General features: G+C 39.1%; 13 protein-coding genes. 2 read left to right on the top strand and 11 right to left on the bottom strand.

Annotated elements, in window-relative coordinates; all coding sequences use genetic code 11:
• Nucleotides 1-2 precede the first annotated feature (2 nt).
• Nucleotides 3-914, bottom strand: a complete 912-nt coding sequence (locus tag BLQ87_RS02950) for a glycosyltransferase family 2 protein (RefSeq protein WP_074604623.1) — start codon at nucleotides 912-914, stop codon at nucleotides 3-5.
• A 137-nt stretch (nucleotides 915-1,051) separates the two neighbouring features.
• On the bottom strand, nucleotides 1,052-2,644 hold the full coding sequence (locus tag BLQ87_RS02945; protein WP_074604622.1) for a hypothetical protein: 1,593 nt from the start codon (nucleotides 2,642-2,644) through the stop codon (nucleotides 1,052-1,054).
• A 467-nt stretch (nucleotides 2,645-3,111) separates the two neighbouring features.
• On the opposite strand from BLQ87_RS02945, the gene BLQ87_RS02940 reads away from it, so the two are divergent.
• Both BLQ87_RS02940 and BLQ87_RS02935 read left to right on the top strand, forming a co-directional pair.
• The gene (locus tag BLQ87_RS02940) at nucleotides 3,112-4,497 is read left to right on the top strand and encodes a hypothetical protein (protein ID WP_074604621.1); all 1,386 of its coding nucleotides are present in this window, start codon (nucleotides 3,112-3,114) and stop codon (nucleotides 4,495-4,497) included.
• Between the two features lie 95 nt (nucleotides 4,498-4,592).
• Entirely contained in the window at nucleotides 4,593-5,936 is a 1,344-nt protein-coding gene (locus BLQ87_RS02935) for a lipopolysaccharide biosynthesis protein (RefSeq protein WP_074604620.1), read from the top strand.
• Nucleotides 5,937-5,938: 2 nt separating this feature from the next.
• On the opposite strand, the gene BLQ87_RS02930 is transcribed toward BLQ87_RS02935, so the two are convergent.
• The 9 genes from BLQ87_RS02930 to BLQ87_RS02890 form a co-directional block, all read right to left on the bottom strand.
• Nucleotides 5,939-7,633 (bottom strand): GMC oxidoreductase, encoded by a 1,695-nt coding sequence (locus tag BLQ87_RS02930; RefSeq protein ID WP_074604619.1) that lies wholly within the window; start codon nucleotides 7,631-7,633, stop codon nucleotides 5,939-5,941.
• Nucleotides 7,634-7,639: 6 nt separating this feature from the next.
• Entirely contained in the window at nucleotides 7,640-8,215 is a 576-nt protein-coding gene (locus BLQ87_RS02925; protein ID WP_074604618.1) for a gluconate 2-dehydrogenase subunit 3 family protein, read from the bottom strand.
• 12 nt (nucleotides 8,216-8,227) lie between these two features.
• Nucleotides 8,228-9,247: an acyltransferase family protein gene (locus tag BLQ87_RS02920; RefSeq protein ID WP_074604617.1), complete on the bottom strand. Its 1,020-nt coding sequence runs from the start codon at nucleotides 9,245-9,247 to the stop codon at nucleotides 8,228-8,230.
• Between the two features lie 6 nt (nucleotides 9,248-9,253).
• Nucleotides 9,254-10,375, bottom strand: coding sequence for a glycosyltransferase family 4 protein (locus tag BLQ87_RS02915; protein ID WP_074604616.1), 1,122 nt, complete (start codon nucleotides 10,373-10,375; stop codon nucleotides 9,254-9,256).
• An 11-nt stretch (nucleotides 10,376-10,386) separates the two neighbouring features.
• A complete protein-coding gene (locus BLQ87_RS02910) occupies nucleotides 10,387-11,541 on the bottom strand; it encodes a glycosyltransferase (protein WP_074604615.1) in 1,155 nt (384 codons plus the stop codon).
• A gap of 43 nt (nucleotides 11,542-11,584) precedes the next feature.
• Entirely contained in the window at nucleotides 11,585-12,778 is a 1,194-nt protein-coding gene (locus BLQ87_RS02905) for a glycosyltransferase (protein ID WP_074604614.1), read from the bottom strand.
• A gap of 127 nt (nucleotides 12,779-12,905) precedes the next feature.
• Nucleotides 12,906-14,348, bottom strand: coding sequence for an O-antigen ligase family protein (locus tag BLQ87_RS02900; RefSeq protein WP_074604613.1), 1,443 nt, complete (start codon nucleotides 14,346-14,348; stop codon nucleotides 12,906-12,908).
• A 3-nt stretch (nucleotides 14,349-14,351) separates the two neighbouring features.
• Nucleotides 14,352-16,523, bottom strand: a complete 2,172-nt coding sequence (locus BLQ87_RS02895; RefSeq protein ID WP_074604612.1) for an exopolysaccharide transport family protein — start codon at nucleotides 16,521-16,523, stop codon at nucleotides 14,352-14,354.
• A gap of 26 nt (nucleotides 16,524-16,549) precedes the next feature.
• Entirely contained in the window at nucleotides 16,550-17,230 is a 681-nt protein-coding gene (locus BLQ87_RS02890) for a TolC family protein (RefSeq protein ID WP_074604611.1), read from the bottom strand.
• Between the last annotated feature and the right edge of the window lie 4 nt (nucleotides 17,231-17,234).

Raw genomic sequence — 17,234 nt, 5'->3', positions numbered from 1 at the left:
TATTAGATTTTAAAACCGAGTTTATTACTATTTTTTGAGTTTGTTAAATTCCACAAAACCCCTTTAATCACCCATTTTACCAGGTCTCCACGACCTTTAAGCTGATAGATTACCATCTGCCTGCTACTGGCCAGAAAGATATAGTAAATATTAAACAGCAGGGTGTTGAAAAAACCTGTGTTTCTTCTGATAAAAAGCATTCTGTTACGTGTCATGAAATAAGTTTTGATGCTGCTTTCTTTTCCTACGCTGATCGATTCTTTATGATAGATTTTCGTCCTTCCGGTAAACCAGATCTTTTTTCCTGCCTTTTTAAATTGTTCACACCAGTCCAATTCTTCGTAGTACAGGAAAAAATTCTCCGCCATGAGGCCTACAGTCTCCAGATCTGACCGGCGACACATCATTGCTGCTCCGTGACCATAACCGGTTTCCCTGCTGACCTGGTCATATTGCCCCTTATCCTCGTCCATACTTCCAATCCCTTTATTCCGGCACATCAAATAATTCATTTCAGTGAACCCGGCATATTGTATGGTCTTTGGTTGATCGAAGTATAAAATCAAAGGGGAAATCATTCCAATTTCCGGATTGGAATGGAGTTCTTCCTGTAAAACAGAAATCGTATTGGCAGTAATCTCGGTATCGTTATTAAGAAACAAAAGATATTCGCCACCGGATGCCTTGATTCCCAAATTATTTCCTCCCGCGAAGCCCAGGTTCTCTTCTGAACGAATGTAAACCAATTCCGGATAGAGCTCCTTAAAACTGTCACCATGATCTTCCCTGCTTCCGTTATCGACTAAGACAACTTCTATGCCTTCCTGGGCTGTATTTTTTTTAATTGATTTCAACAGAGCCAGAGTTACTTCGGGTTGATTAAAGTTGACCGTAATAATAGAAGTAAGTTTCATGTATTGTAAAAGTAGTGTTTACAGTGATAAAATGTAGCATATTATTTTTCAGCAGACTGGAAACAGGTCTATATGGTATCTGTTTCCAGTCTGCTAAACTCAAATAATAATTTTTTCTGTTTTAATAAACAAGAAGATTATAGCGCCTGAACAAACACAGGTGTCTCGGTTACATTGATTTTCAATATACCACCTGAAGTCGCCACCTGTTTTTGTTCAACCTGATCAGCACCCGGTTTTAAACTGTAAATGATGGCATTTTTAGCGCCTTTTAAGTCAAGTTCGTAGTCTTCGGTTCGCCCAACCTCATCCGGAACAACTAAAACATACATTTCCTTTTTGTTGAGGCGGTAAACATCTACGAAAGGATCCTGATTTATAGTATGTGAATAACGATACTCTCCCATTAACTTGCCGGCCTGTAACAGATAATCAGCGGAAGGTCTCCGGCTCTCCTGTTGCAGTAACCCGGATTTCCCAAAAGGATTACCCGTGTTTTCACCTGGTTGATCGCTGTCAAAAGCCTGATAAAAGAAGATCCTGTTGATGCCATGTCTGGCATATAATAAAGAAGACCTTAAAATCCAGTCGGCCTGCGTCAGCAATACAGATTTTGTTCCAATTGGAATGGCGCGCTGAACACTTTGCTCACGAAGGTCATATCCCAGTTCAGTAGACCAGACCTCCACATTCGACCCTAAGGTTCTGGCCAGGTCAACAAAGGAATCAGCAATCTTTCCCATATTATTTAACTCGGGAGCCATTCCTCTTTTTTTACTTGCAAACTTAGAGAACCAGCTGGTATTGTCGTTGGAATACATATGGTAATTAATGATGTCAAAACATAAATTCACAGTTCCATCTGCTTTATATCCCCTGTTTTCCTTGCACCATTCTACCATTTCTTTTACAAAGTTAACATCAGGCTTAGCAATACCTCCCATCACCACTTTCATACCAGGATCAGCATTCTTAACGCCAACACCTTTTCCCATTGTCCCTTTATGTCCGTCATAAAATGCAGAGAGACTAGCTGCAAACTCAGTTGGCGAAAACTGGGCACGTTTCCCCTTCCACCATTTATCCGGCTCATTGTTACATTCTATATACTTAATGACGTCCATTCCTATCTTTACCACATTTACGCCGTCTCCATGCCATCTCTCTTTTCCGTTTACCTTAACCAGCGTAGCATCCACATGCTTATTTGAACCATACCTCGCTGCGAACTGGAAAGCTAACTTCGCCATATCCACATAAGACTGGGGCTTCTCCCGGTCTTGTCCCTTAAACAATGGCAGATTATCCGTATCGCGGTCTCCCTCCTGATAGGTATTATACATCCAGTCCGGGGTGTTTTTAATACAAGGTAGAATGTCAATTCCTTCTGCCTTACTCCTCACATAGATGGTATCATAATTCCAACCACCCTTATGTGTAGGATTGTAGGAATAATTCCCCTGCGTTGTTTCTAATTTGTCCCAATCAATATAATGTCTGACTCCACTGAATGATTTCATCAGCTTCATTTTGGGTTCATAAATATCAGTACTGACCCCTTTACCACTTGGATCTTCCAAAAAATCCCATTCATGTCCGTTTACACCCAGCAGGTATTTGAACTTCACACCATCACTGGATGGGGCAATTTCGGAACCGGTACGGCAGGAACTGCAAAAAACAAGAAAAAGGAAAACCAGCAGGTTATAATGTAAGCTCTTAATATTCATTGTGTAGCGTTTATTTTTAGTAAAGATCCATTGCTGTACCAAGATAGCGGTATTGGAATGACTTTAACAAGAATAATACCACAAAAAAAAGACTTCAAAATTATGGAAGAAATAAATGCTAATACACTAAAAAACAGCCATATATAAATAAATTTATATTTTTTTTTGCCTCAAAATTCAGATGCTGAAAAACGTTAAAACGGCATAATAATTGAGGTCGTTTCGGCGGCATTTTCCAAGAAAAAAAGAACAATCCATGGAAAATAATCCCCATATATCCCCACTTTTTTTCAAATAAACAGCTCAGTTCTTATTTTTTTTATTTATCATTGCTTGATTTTTGGTAATATATATATTATAGGGATATTATATTGAAGGCGAACTTCCTGCTTTACAGGCTGATAAATTCGTTCATTACTACTAAAAATACTAAGGGATTTTTTTGTTACCATACTTTATCAACTTGAATGATGCGCCAATTTAACGTACTCTTAACAGCCTCTCTGAGCCTTTTTTTGCTGGTTGCTTGTAAAAAAAGTAATATCGGGGCCGAAATTCCTGAAGTAGTAACCCCGGTTCCCGTGCCACCGACCGATACCGTAAAAGATCCGGTTGTAGTTGGCAGAATCATACCAGTGGGCCTTGGCTCCGGAAACCTGACCATCGATGGAAGTACATTGGGGACCAAAGCTAATGATCAGATTATCATCAAAGGAGGTACTTATTCCAGTATCAACATTAAAAATATACGTTTAGCAGATGGCAGCCGTGCTTTCATTAAAAATGATGGATTGGTAGAAGTTTCCGGGAACGGAAGCCAGATGCGCCTATCCAATTTAAATAATGTAACCATTTCAGGAGATGGAACAAAAAACATCAGCAAAGGATTTTCCTTCAAAAACATGAGTAACCGCGCTGTTCAAATGGATGGCAATATTGATAATTTTACATTTCAGAATGCTTATTTTGAAAACATCAGTGATTATGTGATTGCCTATAACTCGACCAGGGCTTACAATGGAAGTGCAGACTCTTACGCTAAAGCACTTAAATTCAGTCAACTGGAATGTAGCAACACCGCATCTTTAATCTATTTTCCAGCTACTGTGAATTCTGGTGGAATTACAGGATTGGTTAAAGGTCTTGAAATCTCTTATATCATTTTTAACAATGCTCCGATAGTATCTTCTGTTGTGAACCTTGGAGCTGCAGAGGATTATGACATTCATCATAACGTGATTAAAAACATCAATACACAAAACAATAACCACAATGGTATTTTCCAGCTGAATGGAAACGGTAAATTTCACAACAACTTAGTCAGAGATCACCAGGGTAATGCGGTGAGATCCTGGCTCTTTAGTGTCGGATCAGCAACAAAAGAAGTTCAGATTTACAATAATATCGTATTTAACTCAAGAAAGTATTCCGGTTTCGAAGTACAAGGCTTCAGTAATCTTGTTGTACCTGGTGTAACCAGTTTTGCCAATGCAAAAGTATTCAACAATACCTGTGGAAGTCTTAACATGAGTCAAGACTGGGTTGGAGTTGTAGTGGATGTTTACGATTTATTGGGTGGAAAATGTGAAGTATTTAATAATCTTGGTTTTAACTTCCCTACACCTAGTAATAACAATATGATCTGGAGTCAGCAATCTGCAATTCCCGCAGTCGCCAGTAATAACCTTTATTTTGCCAATTCTGCTGCTGCCGGTATTACCGACGAAGTAAAATTTGAATTATCTGGTAGTTCTTCTGCAAAAAAAGCAGCGGTAACCACTAAAATGGTATTAACGGAAGATTATTATGGGAATAAACGGGGAGCTACTTACTCAATAGGTGCAGTAGAATAACTCTTTTTTTGGTGTTTTTTTATTCTATCTTTAGTCGCTGTTTAAGCGGGATTTAGGCATAGGTATTGCTTATCCGTGAAGTATATAAACTATAGATGAAGCTAAGGAATTTTCTAAAATCACTAAACAATAAATACGTATTATCTCTTTTAGGGAATGGTGTAATGTCTATCATAGGCATGGTTATTTCCATCATCTTAAGGAGGGTATTTTCCCTCGAAGACATGGGGATATGGCTGTTGTTCTTTAGCGTGATTCTATTGGTAGATACCTTCCGGACCGGCTTTTTAACCACCGCATTTATCAAATTTTTTGCGGGTGCTGAAGCGCAAAAAGCAAGAGAAATTGTAGGTTCTACCTGGTATTTAGCTATTTTGATTACAGGGATTCTGCTCCTCCTGAATATCCCGGCGTATTTCATTTCCTTTCATGTTGAAAATTTAGGGGTAGCTCTGTTCTTAAAGTGGTTTGGTATCGCCTATGTCTTATCTCTCCCCTTCTTCGTCACTTCCTGTATACTCCAGGCAAAACAGCGCTTTGATCAATTGCTATTTATCCGTCTTTTCAATCAGGGGTCTTTTGTGATATTCATATTGCTGTTTATCTTTTTTAAAAGAATCAACATCACCACTGTAATTTATTCCTACCTGTTATCCAATGCCGTTTCCAGTATGATTTCTATGCTCAGAGGCTGGTCTATGATCAACGACATCAGGATGAAAACAAAGGAAAGCATTTCGACCATCTACCATTTTGGGAAATTCAGTGTCGGGACAAATATCAGTGCAACGCTTTTGGGAACCGCCGACTCACTGATCATCAATTTTGTCATGGGACCTGCTGCCCTGGCGATTTACGATGCAGGAATCAAGTTTATACAATTTATTGAAATTCCATTGAGAAGCTTTGCCGCAACGGCTATGCCAGCGCTATCCACTGCATTTAACAATAACAAACGCATGGAAGTGATAGACATTACTAAAAAATATATTGGTATGGTGACCATCGCGATAGTTCCCATCACCATCGGTACATTGATCTTCGCTGATTATGCCATACTGATTCTAGGTGGGGAAAAATATGTACATACCATTGCGCCCAATATCCTTAGAATTGTGATGATTATTGCCTTATTTTATCCTGCAGACCGTTTTCTTGCCTTAACACTGGATGTCATCCATAAACCGAAAATCAACTTCTATAAAGTAATGCTGATGGTAGTGGTTACAGTAGTGACTGACTTTGCCGGTATTTACCTGACCAATAGCTTATATGGCGTCATTACCGCAACGATTTTCCCTACGCTTACGGCAATATTTATCGGATATTATGCCTTACAGAAGAACTACGAGAAATTTGGATTCTGGGACATCTTCTCTTCCGGCTATCAGGAAATGAAATATTTCCTGAGCAGCCAGTATAAAAAGTATTTCAATTAATTTTAAAGATTCCCTTTCTTTAACTCGTTGTAAGCGAAATCGCAAGCCCTTGCCGTAAGCGCCATATAAGTTAAAGAAGGATTTTGACATGCGGAAGAAGTCATACAACTCCCGTCAGTGATGAATACATTTTTCACGTCATGGAGCTGGTTATGTCCGTTGAGTACTGAGGTCCTGGGATCTCTCCCCATCCTCGCAGTGCCCATTTCATGAACGGTAGAGCCTGGAACCTTTTTATAGTTAAAAACATCTATGTCCTTAAACCCTGCTTTGTCGAGAATCTCTTCAGAGCTCGTACAAATATCATCCATCATTTTCTTTTCATTTTCCTGATAAGAGAAGTCTATCCTTACCAAAGGAAGACCCCATTGGTCCTTTTGAACCTTATCGAGTTCAATTTTATTGTCAAAATAAGGCAGACATTCTCCCCATCCGGCCATCCATACCGTCCAGGGACCCGGCTTACTTAGTTTTTCCTTGAAGGATCTGCCAAAACCTGGTTCACGGGATGTAGTATCCATCCATTCCCTCCGTTCACCATGGCCTTGCAAGTTATAGCCGCGCAGGAAATCCGTTTTATCCATGCCCTCCAGATTTCGATATCTGGGAACAAGAAATCCGCAAGGTCTTCTCCCCTTATAATAAGTATCTGAAAATCCTTCGTGCCTGCCATATGCCCCGGCAGAAGAATGATGGTCCATCAAATGGTGTCCTACCTGTCCACTTTCATTTCCAAACCCTTCTGGAAAACGGTCCGACTGGGAATTTAAAAGAATGGATGCCGTACCTATAGTCGAGGCATTCAGAAAGATGATCTTTGCAGAAAATTCATAAACCTCCTTAGTAAGCGTATCAATAACCCTAACGCCTTTTGCTTTTTTCCTATGGGTATCGTAAAGTACCTCTGAAACAATGGAAAAGGGGCGTAATGTCAAATTCCCGGTAGCCATTGCAGCGGGAATAGTTGAACTGTTACTGCTAAAATACCCGCCGAAAGGACAGCCTCTTGAACATAAGTTGCGGTATTGACAGGGTCCCCGATCGTCCCATCCACGGGTTAAATTGGCCACACGTGCGATGGTCAGCAGCCGATGTTGATCATGATGTTTAATAGATTGAGCCAAATGTTTTTCAATGCAATTCAATTCCATTCCAGGCAAAAATTCACCGTCAGGAAGATGCATCAATCCTTCTTTCGTTCCGCTTACACCTATGAAAGATTCTACATGGTCGTACCAGGGAGCAATATCCTTATAACGGATTGGCCAATCTACAGCGATGCCTTCTTTTACATTGGCTTCAAAATCAAGGTCCGACAAGCGGTAACACTGCCTTCCCCAGGTTAGAGACCTTCCCCCAACCTGATATCCCCTGATCCAGTTGAATTCTTTAGTCTGAATATAGGGGTGCTCCTGGTCATTCACGTAATAATCTCTGTCGCCCTCATCATAAAAGTCGCTTTGAACGGGATTATCCAGCACATGCTTGGCTGTATTCAATAAACGATGTTCAAAATCCCAAGGGTTAAGATTTGCAGTTTTATAATCCACAATATGTTTCACATCCCGTCCCCTTTCCAGTAGTAATGTCTTTAATCCTTTCCGACATAACTCCATCGCCGCCCATCCGCCACTAATTCCGGAACCGATAACAATTGCATCATAAGTTGTATCCCCTTTATTCTCCCTGATGTTCATTTTAGTTTATTTTGTTGCCCATGATTTCTGACCGTCCTGAAGGGGGATACAGGATTCGTATGCTGATGGTATATAATCATAACTCAGTCCTTTTGTTGCACCTGACATAGACGTGCAATAACCAATCGCTGTGTATTGTTTAAGTATTGAAAAAAAAGTATCCCCCATAATTTTTTTCCTCACTTTTTTCATAAAAACATTCAAAGACGCTGTACTGGCTTCAAAATGAGCCATGGTCTCTTCTTTTTGCCCGGCATTACAACCGATAAAATCCTTCCCGTAATGATCCTGTGTGTATTTTTTTAAATCCTCCAGTCCTCCAATAAAACTCCTTTGGTTTTTTGGTTCCAGGCAATCCTCAACTGCTTTAACGATAAAGTGATGTACGCCTACATCCTTTGCACCCGGAGTTTCCGTTCTCGGAATGATGACTTCAGCCAATTCTGCAATGAGGTTAATGTCCTGCCCCAATGTGGATAGGTCAGGCCTGTGCGTATACATATACCACCGGGATACGGAGAAAAAAGAAGCACCAATACCGCCCGCAAACAAGGCGGTTACAATTGCCTTACGCCTGTTCATTTGTAAGAAGATTTACTTATTCCCTTTTTCATTGAATCGATAAATTAAATTGATAAGATTAGTATACCAATAAGCGAATACATAACATAAAATGAAACAAACAAAAAGCAGGGCCGATAATGGAACAGAAAGCTGTAAGGCATGAATCACATACAATCCAACTGTGATCACCAACACGTGAATTAAATACAAAGCGTATGAAATTTTTCCGGTAAACAGGAAAAAATCATTAACAGCTTTGATCCTGAAATTATAGACCATCACTGCCAGGCCGGTATAACCTATCAATGCAGGAATATCATTAAACAACCGACCAACCTGACCTCCTTTGAAAGCCAGAAAAGCATAGGTTAACAATCCCAGTCCGGTAAACAGCATCAGGTAAAGGTGGTTAAATTTACGGTTTAAAAAACTTTTATCTTTCCATCTTGCCATAGCCATACCCAACATAAATTCCCACATAAACTGTAGGAAAAAACTATTCCATATCCTCAGGTCAGACTTTTCCATCAGAAAGACAAAAATACTCCAGAAGATACTGATCAAAAATCCAATACAAATGAACCATTTTCCGGGTATCCTGTTTAACAGCTTCAACAGAAAAGGAAATACAAGGTAAAACTGGATGATCGTCGAAATAAACCACAATTGGTGTCCGTAACTGATAGTGATGTCATTATCGAACATTTTATAAAAGAAAACATGTCCTAAAAACGCATACCAGGAAGGCTGATCAAATAAAGGGAGGAATAAACATAAGCCCGCAGACAGACATACAATCAGAATATAAGGAAGATATATCTTATCAAATCGTTTCTTTAGAAAATTCAGGTAACTAATTTCTTTGTTCCCCGAAGATAAAGCCAATCCAAATCCGGATACCAGAAAAAAGGTATGAATGCCTGTCCCGCCAAAAAAAATGGCCTTATCGAAAGGCTGAGGCAGACTGAAATATTGTAAAATATGAAAAATAACAATCGTGAATATCGAGTACCCCTTCAGGAAATCAATCAATACAAATCTCTCTTTCATAACGATTTACCGGTTTTTAATTTTCTTATATAAATCTTCTATCTGTAAAGTCATTTTCGAAATGCTGTAATCTTTCTTTACTGCAATTTCTGCTTGTTTTGCCAAACTTTCTCTCAATGGCTTTTCCGTAACCAGCCTCAGAATTGCGTTTCTGAGCCCAACTGCGTCTTTTGGTTCAATAAGTAAACCATTAACGCCATCTTCGATCACTTCTTTAGTCCCATTTACAGCACTGGATATCGTTGCCTTTCTCATCGCCATTGCCTCGAGCAGTCCAATTGGCAACCCTTCCCATAATGAAGGAAGACAATAGATATCGAAAATACTTAAAAGATCGGGTATGTCCTGCCTAAATCCGCTAAAAATCACTTTATGCATTACTTTAAGCCGTTCGGCCAATGCCACTGTCTGAATTTTCAGATCGCCATCCCCTACTATTAAAAACTTTACATTTAACTCATCAGGCACTTTTGCAATTGCCTCAATAAAGGTAAAAGGGTCTTTTTGCGCCGTAATCCGGGCAATATATCCAACAATCAATGTTTCCTCATCAATATCAAATTCAGCCCTGAGGCTTCCGAAAGAGCGATCTGGGTTAAATTTAGTGAAATTGATTCCGTTTTTTATGACCACTGCGGGGTTCATCGGAAAGTTTGACCTCCCCTCGTTCAGATTATTTGTTGAAACACAAATGGTCACATCGGCCTTTGCCACGAGGAAACGTTCGGATAGTATTCTCAGTTTTTTTACCAGCGCATTCTGATTCGGGTGAAACGACCAGCCATGAACCGTATAGACAACTGGTATTCCTAATTTCCTGGCTCCCCAGAAGGTATTCGATTGCGCCCGGGTTCCATGGGCATGCAACAAATCAATGCCCTCTGCAATCATTAGCTGTCTGACCTCTTTCCAAACCCCAATATCAAAAGGTTTTTCAGTGAGAATAACATGAGTTTTAATTCCAAGCTTATTCAGTTCAGTGATCAAAGGTCCGTCTGTAAATGCAAGTACCACAGATTCAAAATCGTTTTTGCTTAATTCCTGCACCAAATCAAGAACATGCGTTTCCCCACCTCCTATTTTTCCTTGCCTGATCGCATGCAGTATCTTCATCTTACTCTTATTCATAAACCTTGATATTAGGGATTTTCATCCACATGTTTAGTAGCTACAGACAATTTATTAGCCTTTCTGACCTTAGTAAATGCCAGAATCTGATAGAAAATAAACTTAGGGATACCCTTTAACGACTGATATATTTTCTCATCTGCTTTAAAATAAGCAAGTGCCCTGAAGAACACGAAAAGAAACAGTATTCCGGTCGTTACCCAGAAAATCAACATATAAGGAAAGATAAACAGGTCAATCACAAAACAGGAGCCCGAAAGCAGTATCAATAAGAACAATGGCGGCCTCAACAACAAAATACTAAAAAGAAAACTGTTGAGGTTGAGTTTTGACACTGAACTCGTCAATAATTTAGTGCCAAGAAAGAAAAATTTGAACCAGGTATTGATCCATCTCGCTCTTTGTTTTACCAGTTGGTCAGATTTTGCCGTCTTCTCATCATAAACTATTGCTGCCTCCGAAAAAGCAATCCTATACCCTCTTCTGATAATTTCATACTGAAGAATCTTATCAAAACCAGCACCCATCAATTGCTGATCAGCCAGGCAGTCTGTATACAATTTTAAAGTGAACGCCATTCCTGATCCAGCCAGAGAGGCTGAAGAACCCGATTCAAACAGCAACTTACGGTCTACATACCGGTAATAGATGTCCCCGGCCTCATCCAGCGCAGCGTAAGTGGTGTTAATTTTTTTCGCTCTGCGTACGCCCTGAACAGCTTGAAATCCTTCGTCAAAAACCTGATTCAATGCTTTCAGGTAATTTTTATCTACCAGATTATCACTATCAATGATGGTGATCCGGTCATGAGCTCTCTTAAAATTATTGATCGCATAAAAATGAGATTTGACGTTACTTGCCAGCACTTCCGGAGGCCTCAGCAAGACAACCCTTTCGTCCGTAAAATGAAGATTGGAAATATCACAATTGTCAGCCACGATATAAATCAGGTAATTGTGATAATCCAGCTCCAGAATAGAATTTGCTACAGATTCCAATAAGCCCGTTTCTTCATAAGCCGTCACAATAATCGCATAATCAGCGGAATCATCCGAAACCTGCCCAGCCGGTTTTCTTTTTCCAGACAACTTAGCTGCAATAAATAACAGAAAGGGGAATAAGAAATTAAAACCTAAAACAACCTGTAATACCGTCCAGACAATCATATTTTTTTTACCTTGATCATTAAATTGTGTACCTCTGCAAGCATTAATGAGTTAATGCCTGCACTATATAATGAAAGATACTTTTAACGCTATTTTCCCAGGTATGGGTCGCAGCAAAAGCCTTTCGTTTCAGTTTTAATTCCTCAGAATTCTCTTCGAGCGCCCGGGCAATTAATTCTACATATTCTTCTTTATTTTTTGCCAGATAAACATGGGGGTTGAAAATTCCCATTGCCCTCGTTTCTGTAGCGACAACAGGTTTACCGACAGCCAGATACTCATCTATTTTCCTCGGATAATTGCCAATCGTAAGCTCATTAATCATCTGAGGATTGATACATACATCAAATGAACTGATGTACTTCAGCAATTCATCCTGTGGTTTAAGACCGGTGAACACTACATTTTTAAGGGAATGCAGTTTACTGTTTTTAAACTTATCATCTTCAGGTCCAACCAGCATGACCGTCCATTCCGGACGGCTCATGGCAATATATTCTATCAGCTCAACATCCAGACGAATACTTTGCAAAGCGCCTACATATCCGATAACAGGGCCAAAACTATCCTTATACTCAAGAGGTTTCGGAAGCATTTTTTCAGCACTAAAATTCTCCAGATCACAACCCTGACCAACGTAATACGACTCCGGATTGTATTGCTGACAATAGTCTGAAAGATAAGTAGAATTAGCCAGACAAAGATCATACTTGGCAATCATCAGCGGTTCAAGTCTAACACCATGTTTTTTCCAGTATGGAGTAGCCAGAATATAATCTCTGGAGTAATAAACAGAAAGTTTAGGACCCAGCAGCTCATTCAGATAAAAACACTTAATAAGCTCATTGTCATTAAACAGGATATAATCTTTAAAATTAAGTGCAGTAATGGCGTTCAATACGGATTTATAAAATCTGTGGTTGTTGACCTTATTGATGAAGTCAAACAAAAAAGCGGAATTCAACCAGTTGATAGATTCCACAATACAATCCGGATAATAAGTCCAAAGATTTTCCTTAATGCTCACCAGGCCATTTTCTTTTCCGCTGATCACCCGAAGTCTTTTTTTTGTACTGTCCAGATTTCTATGTCTGATAGAGGTAATCCGGTCCAGGGGCGAATTAACGTACAACACCTTGTGAAATTTACTCAGCTCCAAAGCAATGTCTTTGCAATTGCTCCCGATCTCAGTATCCCAGGGCTGTTGTCCAATAATTATAATATTTAGCTGCTGCATGATTGATCAGATACGTATTTTCTCCGCCTTTAAGATTTTTTATTGTAATAATTTATGCCGGCAAAAAAACCGATAATCAGACAAATAATTCCTGGTATTGCAAATATTTCGAATGGCATAGCTGAATCTAATTTATAATTACCTGGTTTTCATTTTCCTTCTTCTTGTCCAATAAGGGCCCTAAATACACAAAAGCCCAGGAAACGTACAATATTAACGCAGTAGGCATGGTATTCATCACTTCATTCCCATAACTACATACAAAAACGCCTACGGTTCCGGAAGTCAATGCAATGAGCTTTACCTTCAGCTTATCATCCCTGATTTTCCATACAATTCCACAACATTTCCCAATGATGTACATCATAATTCCAAACCAGATGACAAAGCCCACGATCCCATACATCACCCATACTTTCACCCAATAACTATCTGGTTCAATAGTCGACAGGAACTTATCTTTATTATACTCTTTCCCCCAGGTCCCGATTACACCAAGCCCTCCTCCAAAAGGTCTGGAACTTAAAAACTCTTTAAGGATCAGTTGATTGGTAAACCTCACATTTAAGGAAGGATCGGTTGGATCCAGAGCTGTTCTTAACCGGAAAATCTGATAATTTCCATTTCCAATCGTAGTGAACTTCAAAAAACCAAGAAAAGCAACCGCAAACATTCCCCCGATCAGCAAGACCTTAAAATTCTTGCTTAAAAACAAAGCAAAAAAACCACCGGCCACCAAAGCAAATAAGGCTCCTCTGGTACCGGAAATCAACATTCCATAAAATAAGATGAAAGCAGCAATTGCCAGCAATACACGTTTCCACCATAGGAAAGGTCCCAAAGCCAATATAAATGCAATTAAACAGATATGCGCCTGGGAAGCCCCAAACTGTCCTGCATCGCTATAAAATGAAAAAACCCTGAGTTTTCCCCAGAGTAAATGCGTTTGTGCAGCCCCGTTATCCAGAAACTGCTGCTCCCCCGAAGTTAAACCGACAAACAGCTGGCGCATCCCGTAAAATGTTCCCGCTACAGAAATAATAATGATCAGTGCCAGAAAATGATTCAGGTCCTTTTGGCGGTTTAATATCAAAAAACTCAAAGGTGCAATGATGATGAAATAAAGTGCTGAACTTCTGATTTCCTGAACCCACCCCCTCACACTCGCCCCTGCAGGATTAATGATTTCGATCAAACTGATCGCAAACCAAAGCAAGGCGAGAAAAACCAGATCATTATTAGCCAGCTTCCAGTTTACCTTGTTGCTGTTGAAAAAAACAGAGCACCAGACCAGGAGGATCATGACCTCAACTCCAATTCCAAAAGGAATATTGGAGCTGATTTCCCGATATAAAAAGATCACCATAAAGCAGAAAATGAACATGCCATAAAAGGCAAACTTTATTTCTCTCACCGTAATCAGCAAATAGATGGTCCCTAAAAAAGCTACAGTCAACATGATTGGAACAATCACCCCAAATTTCACCGCCAAAAAAGCGACTGCCAATGAGAAGATGATCCCAATAGTCAATAAAACGTAATTACTGCTTTCCCGCAACCAAACTTTCATAAATTAAAAATGAGCCTTCTCATTCAATTCTTTGATCTTTACTTTGTTCAAAACCCATCCACTGAAACCTTCATGATTTCGGATGTAATTCACAAATTCTTTATCATTATCGTCGATTTCGCTGCCAGCTTCAAAGATGGCAATTGAATAGTCCGTAAAAGACAACCACTCTTTTGCTTTATTAATAGACCTTAGGCTATCCACATCAATCAGGATTAAATCAAATTTTTCCTTTAAATACTCGAAACCGGCCTTTAATACGTTAGAGCTTTGAATCTCCAATAAAGAATTGCTGGAAGAACTCTTATTCAGAAAAGTAATCAGATCTTCCGTTTTAATCTCTTTTTTTACAAGGAAGTTTTCAAAATACTGACTGGTCATCAGGCCCTTTTCATTTTCTGCGGGTGGCCTACTGGTATAATCATCACCAATCAATAAAATTTTCTTACCAGTCATTGCAAAAGCATAAGCCAGTGCCGAGGTAAAGAAAGTTTTTCCTTCTCCCGATTTAACACTCGTTACCCCCAGAATTTTAGTTCCGGAATCCAGGTCCAGTGTCTTGGAAATCTCGAAACGCAGAGAGCGCATCAAATCTTTAAACACAATAAAATCAGTAATCTGGTCATTATCGCCCCAAATCACACGGGGGTCCTTGTCCTTCTCATGGATAAAATTGATATTTCCCAATACTTTTCCGATGTTAAGGCCAGCCAGTTGCTTTGCATTATTTACCGTATGATCCAGGAGAAATATAGAGAAAATCACTAAAAGACAGAAGGAAAAGCTGGAAATCCCGGACAATGCCATATAGATCAGTTTCTTTGAAGGCTCCGGAGGTCCTGGTAAGCCCATTTGTGCAATCTGCAGTTTTAAGCCGATGCTCTTCTCTACATTAGATTGATTGTATCGGTTCAAAGCATCCATATATTCCTTAGTAGCCACATCTGCATCACGCTCAAAATTCTGAACGCCTGCATCAAAAGGCACCATCGTATTGTATTTCGCTTTCAGCTGACTTAATTCGGCATCGATAGACCTCAAGCTGTTCTGAGCCAGAGAAACCGCAATTTCCATCGAGTTTTTCTGTTGAATCAAGCTCTGCTTAGTCGCCACAGGATCTGTAATATTATTGTCCGACGACTTTTGCATTTGCCTGGTCAGTAATGTCTGCAGGGAATCCACTTTACGTTGATCCGATTCCTTAAAACCATTGTCAATATAACGGTTTGAAGCAATTTTAATCTGGTTATTTAAAGCAACAATATTCGAATTTTCCTTCACCAGACCACCTCCCAGATAACTTTGATCCGTACCGCTAAGCTTACGGTTTAAGTTCGCAATTGCCCCCTGATTGGACTGAATTTCCCTTAATGCCTGAGATTTACGTTCTTCGTAATCCGTAATTTGCTTATAAATGATTTCTGATTGTTTATCCAGATTGAGTACGCCGTTGTTGATCTTATAATTCTTTAACTCCGAATTTTTAGCATTCATCGACACCTCTTTCTTTTTAACAAGAGAATCAAGGACAGAAATAGACTTATTCTGATTGCTGGATACACTGGCACTATAGGTATTGATAAACTCACCTGACAAAGTGTTTACAACAAACGACGATAGCAGCGGGTTTTCAGAGGTATACTCCACGTTAATGAAATCGCTGTTATCAATTCTGTAAATACTCAATTTTTTATTGATGCTGATCTCATCATACCCCATGGAAAACAACAAGTCATATAGTTTGTATTTTCCACTATCAATCGTTGTGATGACCTCTTTCTTAAGCATCTTCTCACTAAATAGAGAGATGACATTCTGACGATCTGCAGCGCTTAACTTTTTGATGTCTTCACTGTATTGTTTAAAGGCATCTGACGGATTTAAAAGATCATGCAGAATCAGACTATAAGACAAACTGCTCATTGTCTTTTTCATTTTCATCATTTCCATGATGTTACTGAACTGCTGACTTACTTTGAAGAAATCCGTGTTTTGATTTTCAGAAGCGACCTGTCTTGACTGATCTACCAGTCCTGTTGACATTTGTACCTGAGACTTATATTCTTTAGGTAGATTTTTGACGAAAAAAAAGGTAAGTGTTAACGCAATAAGTGGTACTAAAATTAGTATCCACTTATACCGTATTAAAAGTCTTAAAAATACTTTAAGATCCATAGTTTAGGGATTTTTTTTATTGTTGGTTATTTAATCTCGGTCAATTTTTTACCAATGATTTCTTCCAATGCATCTTTAGCCCTAAAATAGGCAACTTCTGTCAACAATTTATCAGAATCAGCTGTTGCTGAATTTATTCTTGACTGGTTGAATACATCGATAGTGACCTCTCCTTTAGCAAATTTATACTTCAGGTTTTCAGCAACACTTTTATTATCCTGAGAGGCCTGAGTTTTGATCTTAAGTGTACCTTGTTGTTGCAGGTATTCATAATATCTTTTCTTCACTTCATTCACAAGAATCAGGTCGTACTCCTGGTTTTCCAATTGAGCAACTTTATACTCTGCTTTCGCTTTCTTCACCATAAACGGCTTTTGAAGCAATGAACCGACGTTAACATTTACACCGAACTGGAATCCATTTACCGTGTAAGGGTTTAAAGGATTTAACGCAGCTTTATCGTCCGGTCTGTAAATATAAGAAGCATTCAGGATATCAAAATAAGACATATTAGCAATTGGAACTCCTGTTTTAGCTTTTTCGACGTTTGCTTCAAAAATCTTTTTTCTTGGATAGTTTTCTCTGGCAGACTGAATGTATTTTTCCAACTGACCATAATTAATATCTCCTACTATAGATTCCTGTGCAGACAATTTCAAATTAAAGATACCTATGATTAAAAAGGTAATAAAAGCGATTTTTTTCATTTTT

This window comes from Pedobacter steynii (genome assembly GCF_900103665.1).
Taxonomy (GTDB): domain Bacteria; phylum Bacteroidota; class Bacteroidia; order Sphingobacteriales; family Sphingobacteriaceae; genus Pedobacter; species Pedobacter steynii.
The sequence above is the reverse complement of the archived record's forward strand: the minus strand, read 5'-3'. Positions and strand labels throughout refer to the sequence as shown.

What these genes read in the sequence shown, in the direction of transcription:
- BLQ87_RS02890 (WP_074604611.1), bottom strand. Translation starts at nt 17,230, where the DNA reads ATGAAAAAAATCGCTTTTATTACCTTTTTAATCATAGGTATCTTTAAT.
- BLQ87_RS02945 (WP_074604622.1), bottom strand. Translation starts at nt 2,644, where the DNA reads ATGAATATTAAGAGCTTACATTATAACCTGCTGGTTTTCCTTTTTCTT.
- BLQ87_RS02950 (WP_074604623.1), bottom strand. Translation starts at nt 914, where the DNA reads ATGAAACTTACTTCTATTATTACGGTCAACTTTAATCAACCCGAAGTA.
- BLQ87_RS02895 (WP_074604612.1), bottom strand. Translation starts at nt 16,523, where the DNA reads ATGGATCTTAAAGTATTTTTAAGACTTTTAATACGGTATAAGTGGATA.
- BLQ87_RS02915 (WP_074604616.1), bottom strand. Translation starts at nt 10,375, where the DNA reads ATGAATAAGAGTAAGATGAAGATACTGCATGCGATCAGGCAAGGAAAA.
- BLQ87_RS02910 (WP_074604615.1), bottom strand. Translation starts at nt 11,541, where the DNA reads ATGATTGTCTGGACGGTATTACAGGTTGTTTTAGGTTTTAATTTCTTA.
- BLQ87_RS02900 (WP_074604613.1), bottom strand. Translation starts at nt 14,348, where the DNA reads ATGAAAGTTTGGTTGCGGGAAAGCAGTAATTACGTTTTATTGACTATT.
- BLQ87_RS02925 (WP_074604618.1), bottom strand. Translation starts at nt 8,215, where the DNA reads ATGAACAGGCGTAAGGCAATTGTAACCGCCTTGTTTGCGGGCGGTATT.
- BLQ87_RS02940 (WP_074604621.1), top strand. Translation starts at nt 3,112, where the DNA reads ATGATGCGCCAATTTAACGTACTCTTAACAGCCTCTCTGAGCCTTTTT.
- BLQ87_RS02930 (WP_074604619.1), bottom strand. Translation starts at nt 7,633, where the DNA reads ATGAACATCAGGGAGAATAAAGGGGATACAACTTATGATGCAATTGTT.
- BLQ87_RS02920 (WP_074604617.1), bottom strand. Translation starts at nt 9,247, where the DNA reads ATGAAAGAGAGATTTGTATTGATTGATTTCCTGAAGGGGTACTCGATA.
- BLQ87_RS02935 (WP_074604620.1), top strand. Translation starts at nt 4,593, where the DNA reads ATGAAGCTAAGGAATTTTCTAAAATCACTAAACAATAAATACGTATTA.
- BLQ87_RS02905 (WP_074604614.1), bottom strand. Translation starts at nt 12,778, where the DNA reads ATGCAGCAGCTAAATATTATAATTATTGGACAACAGCCCTGGGATACT.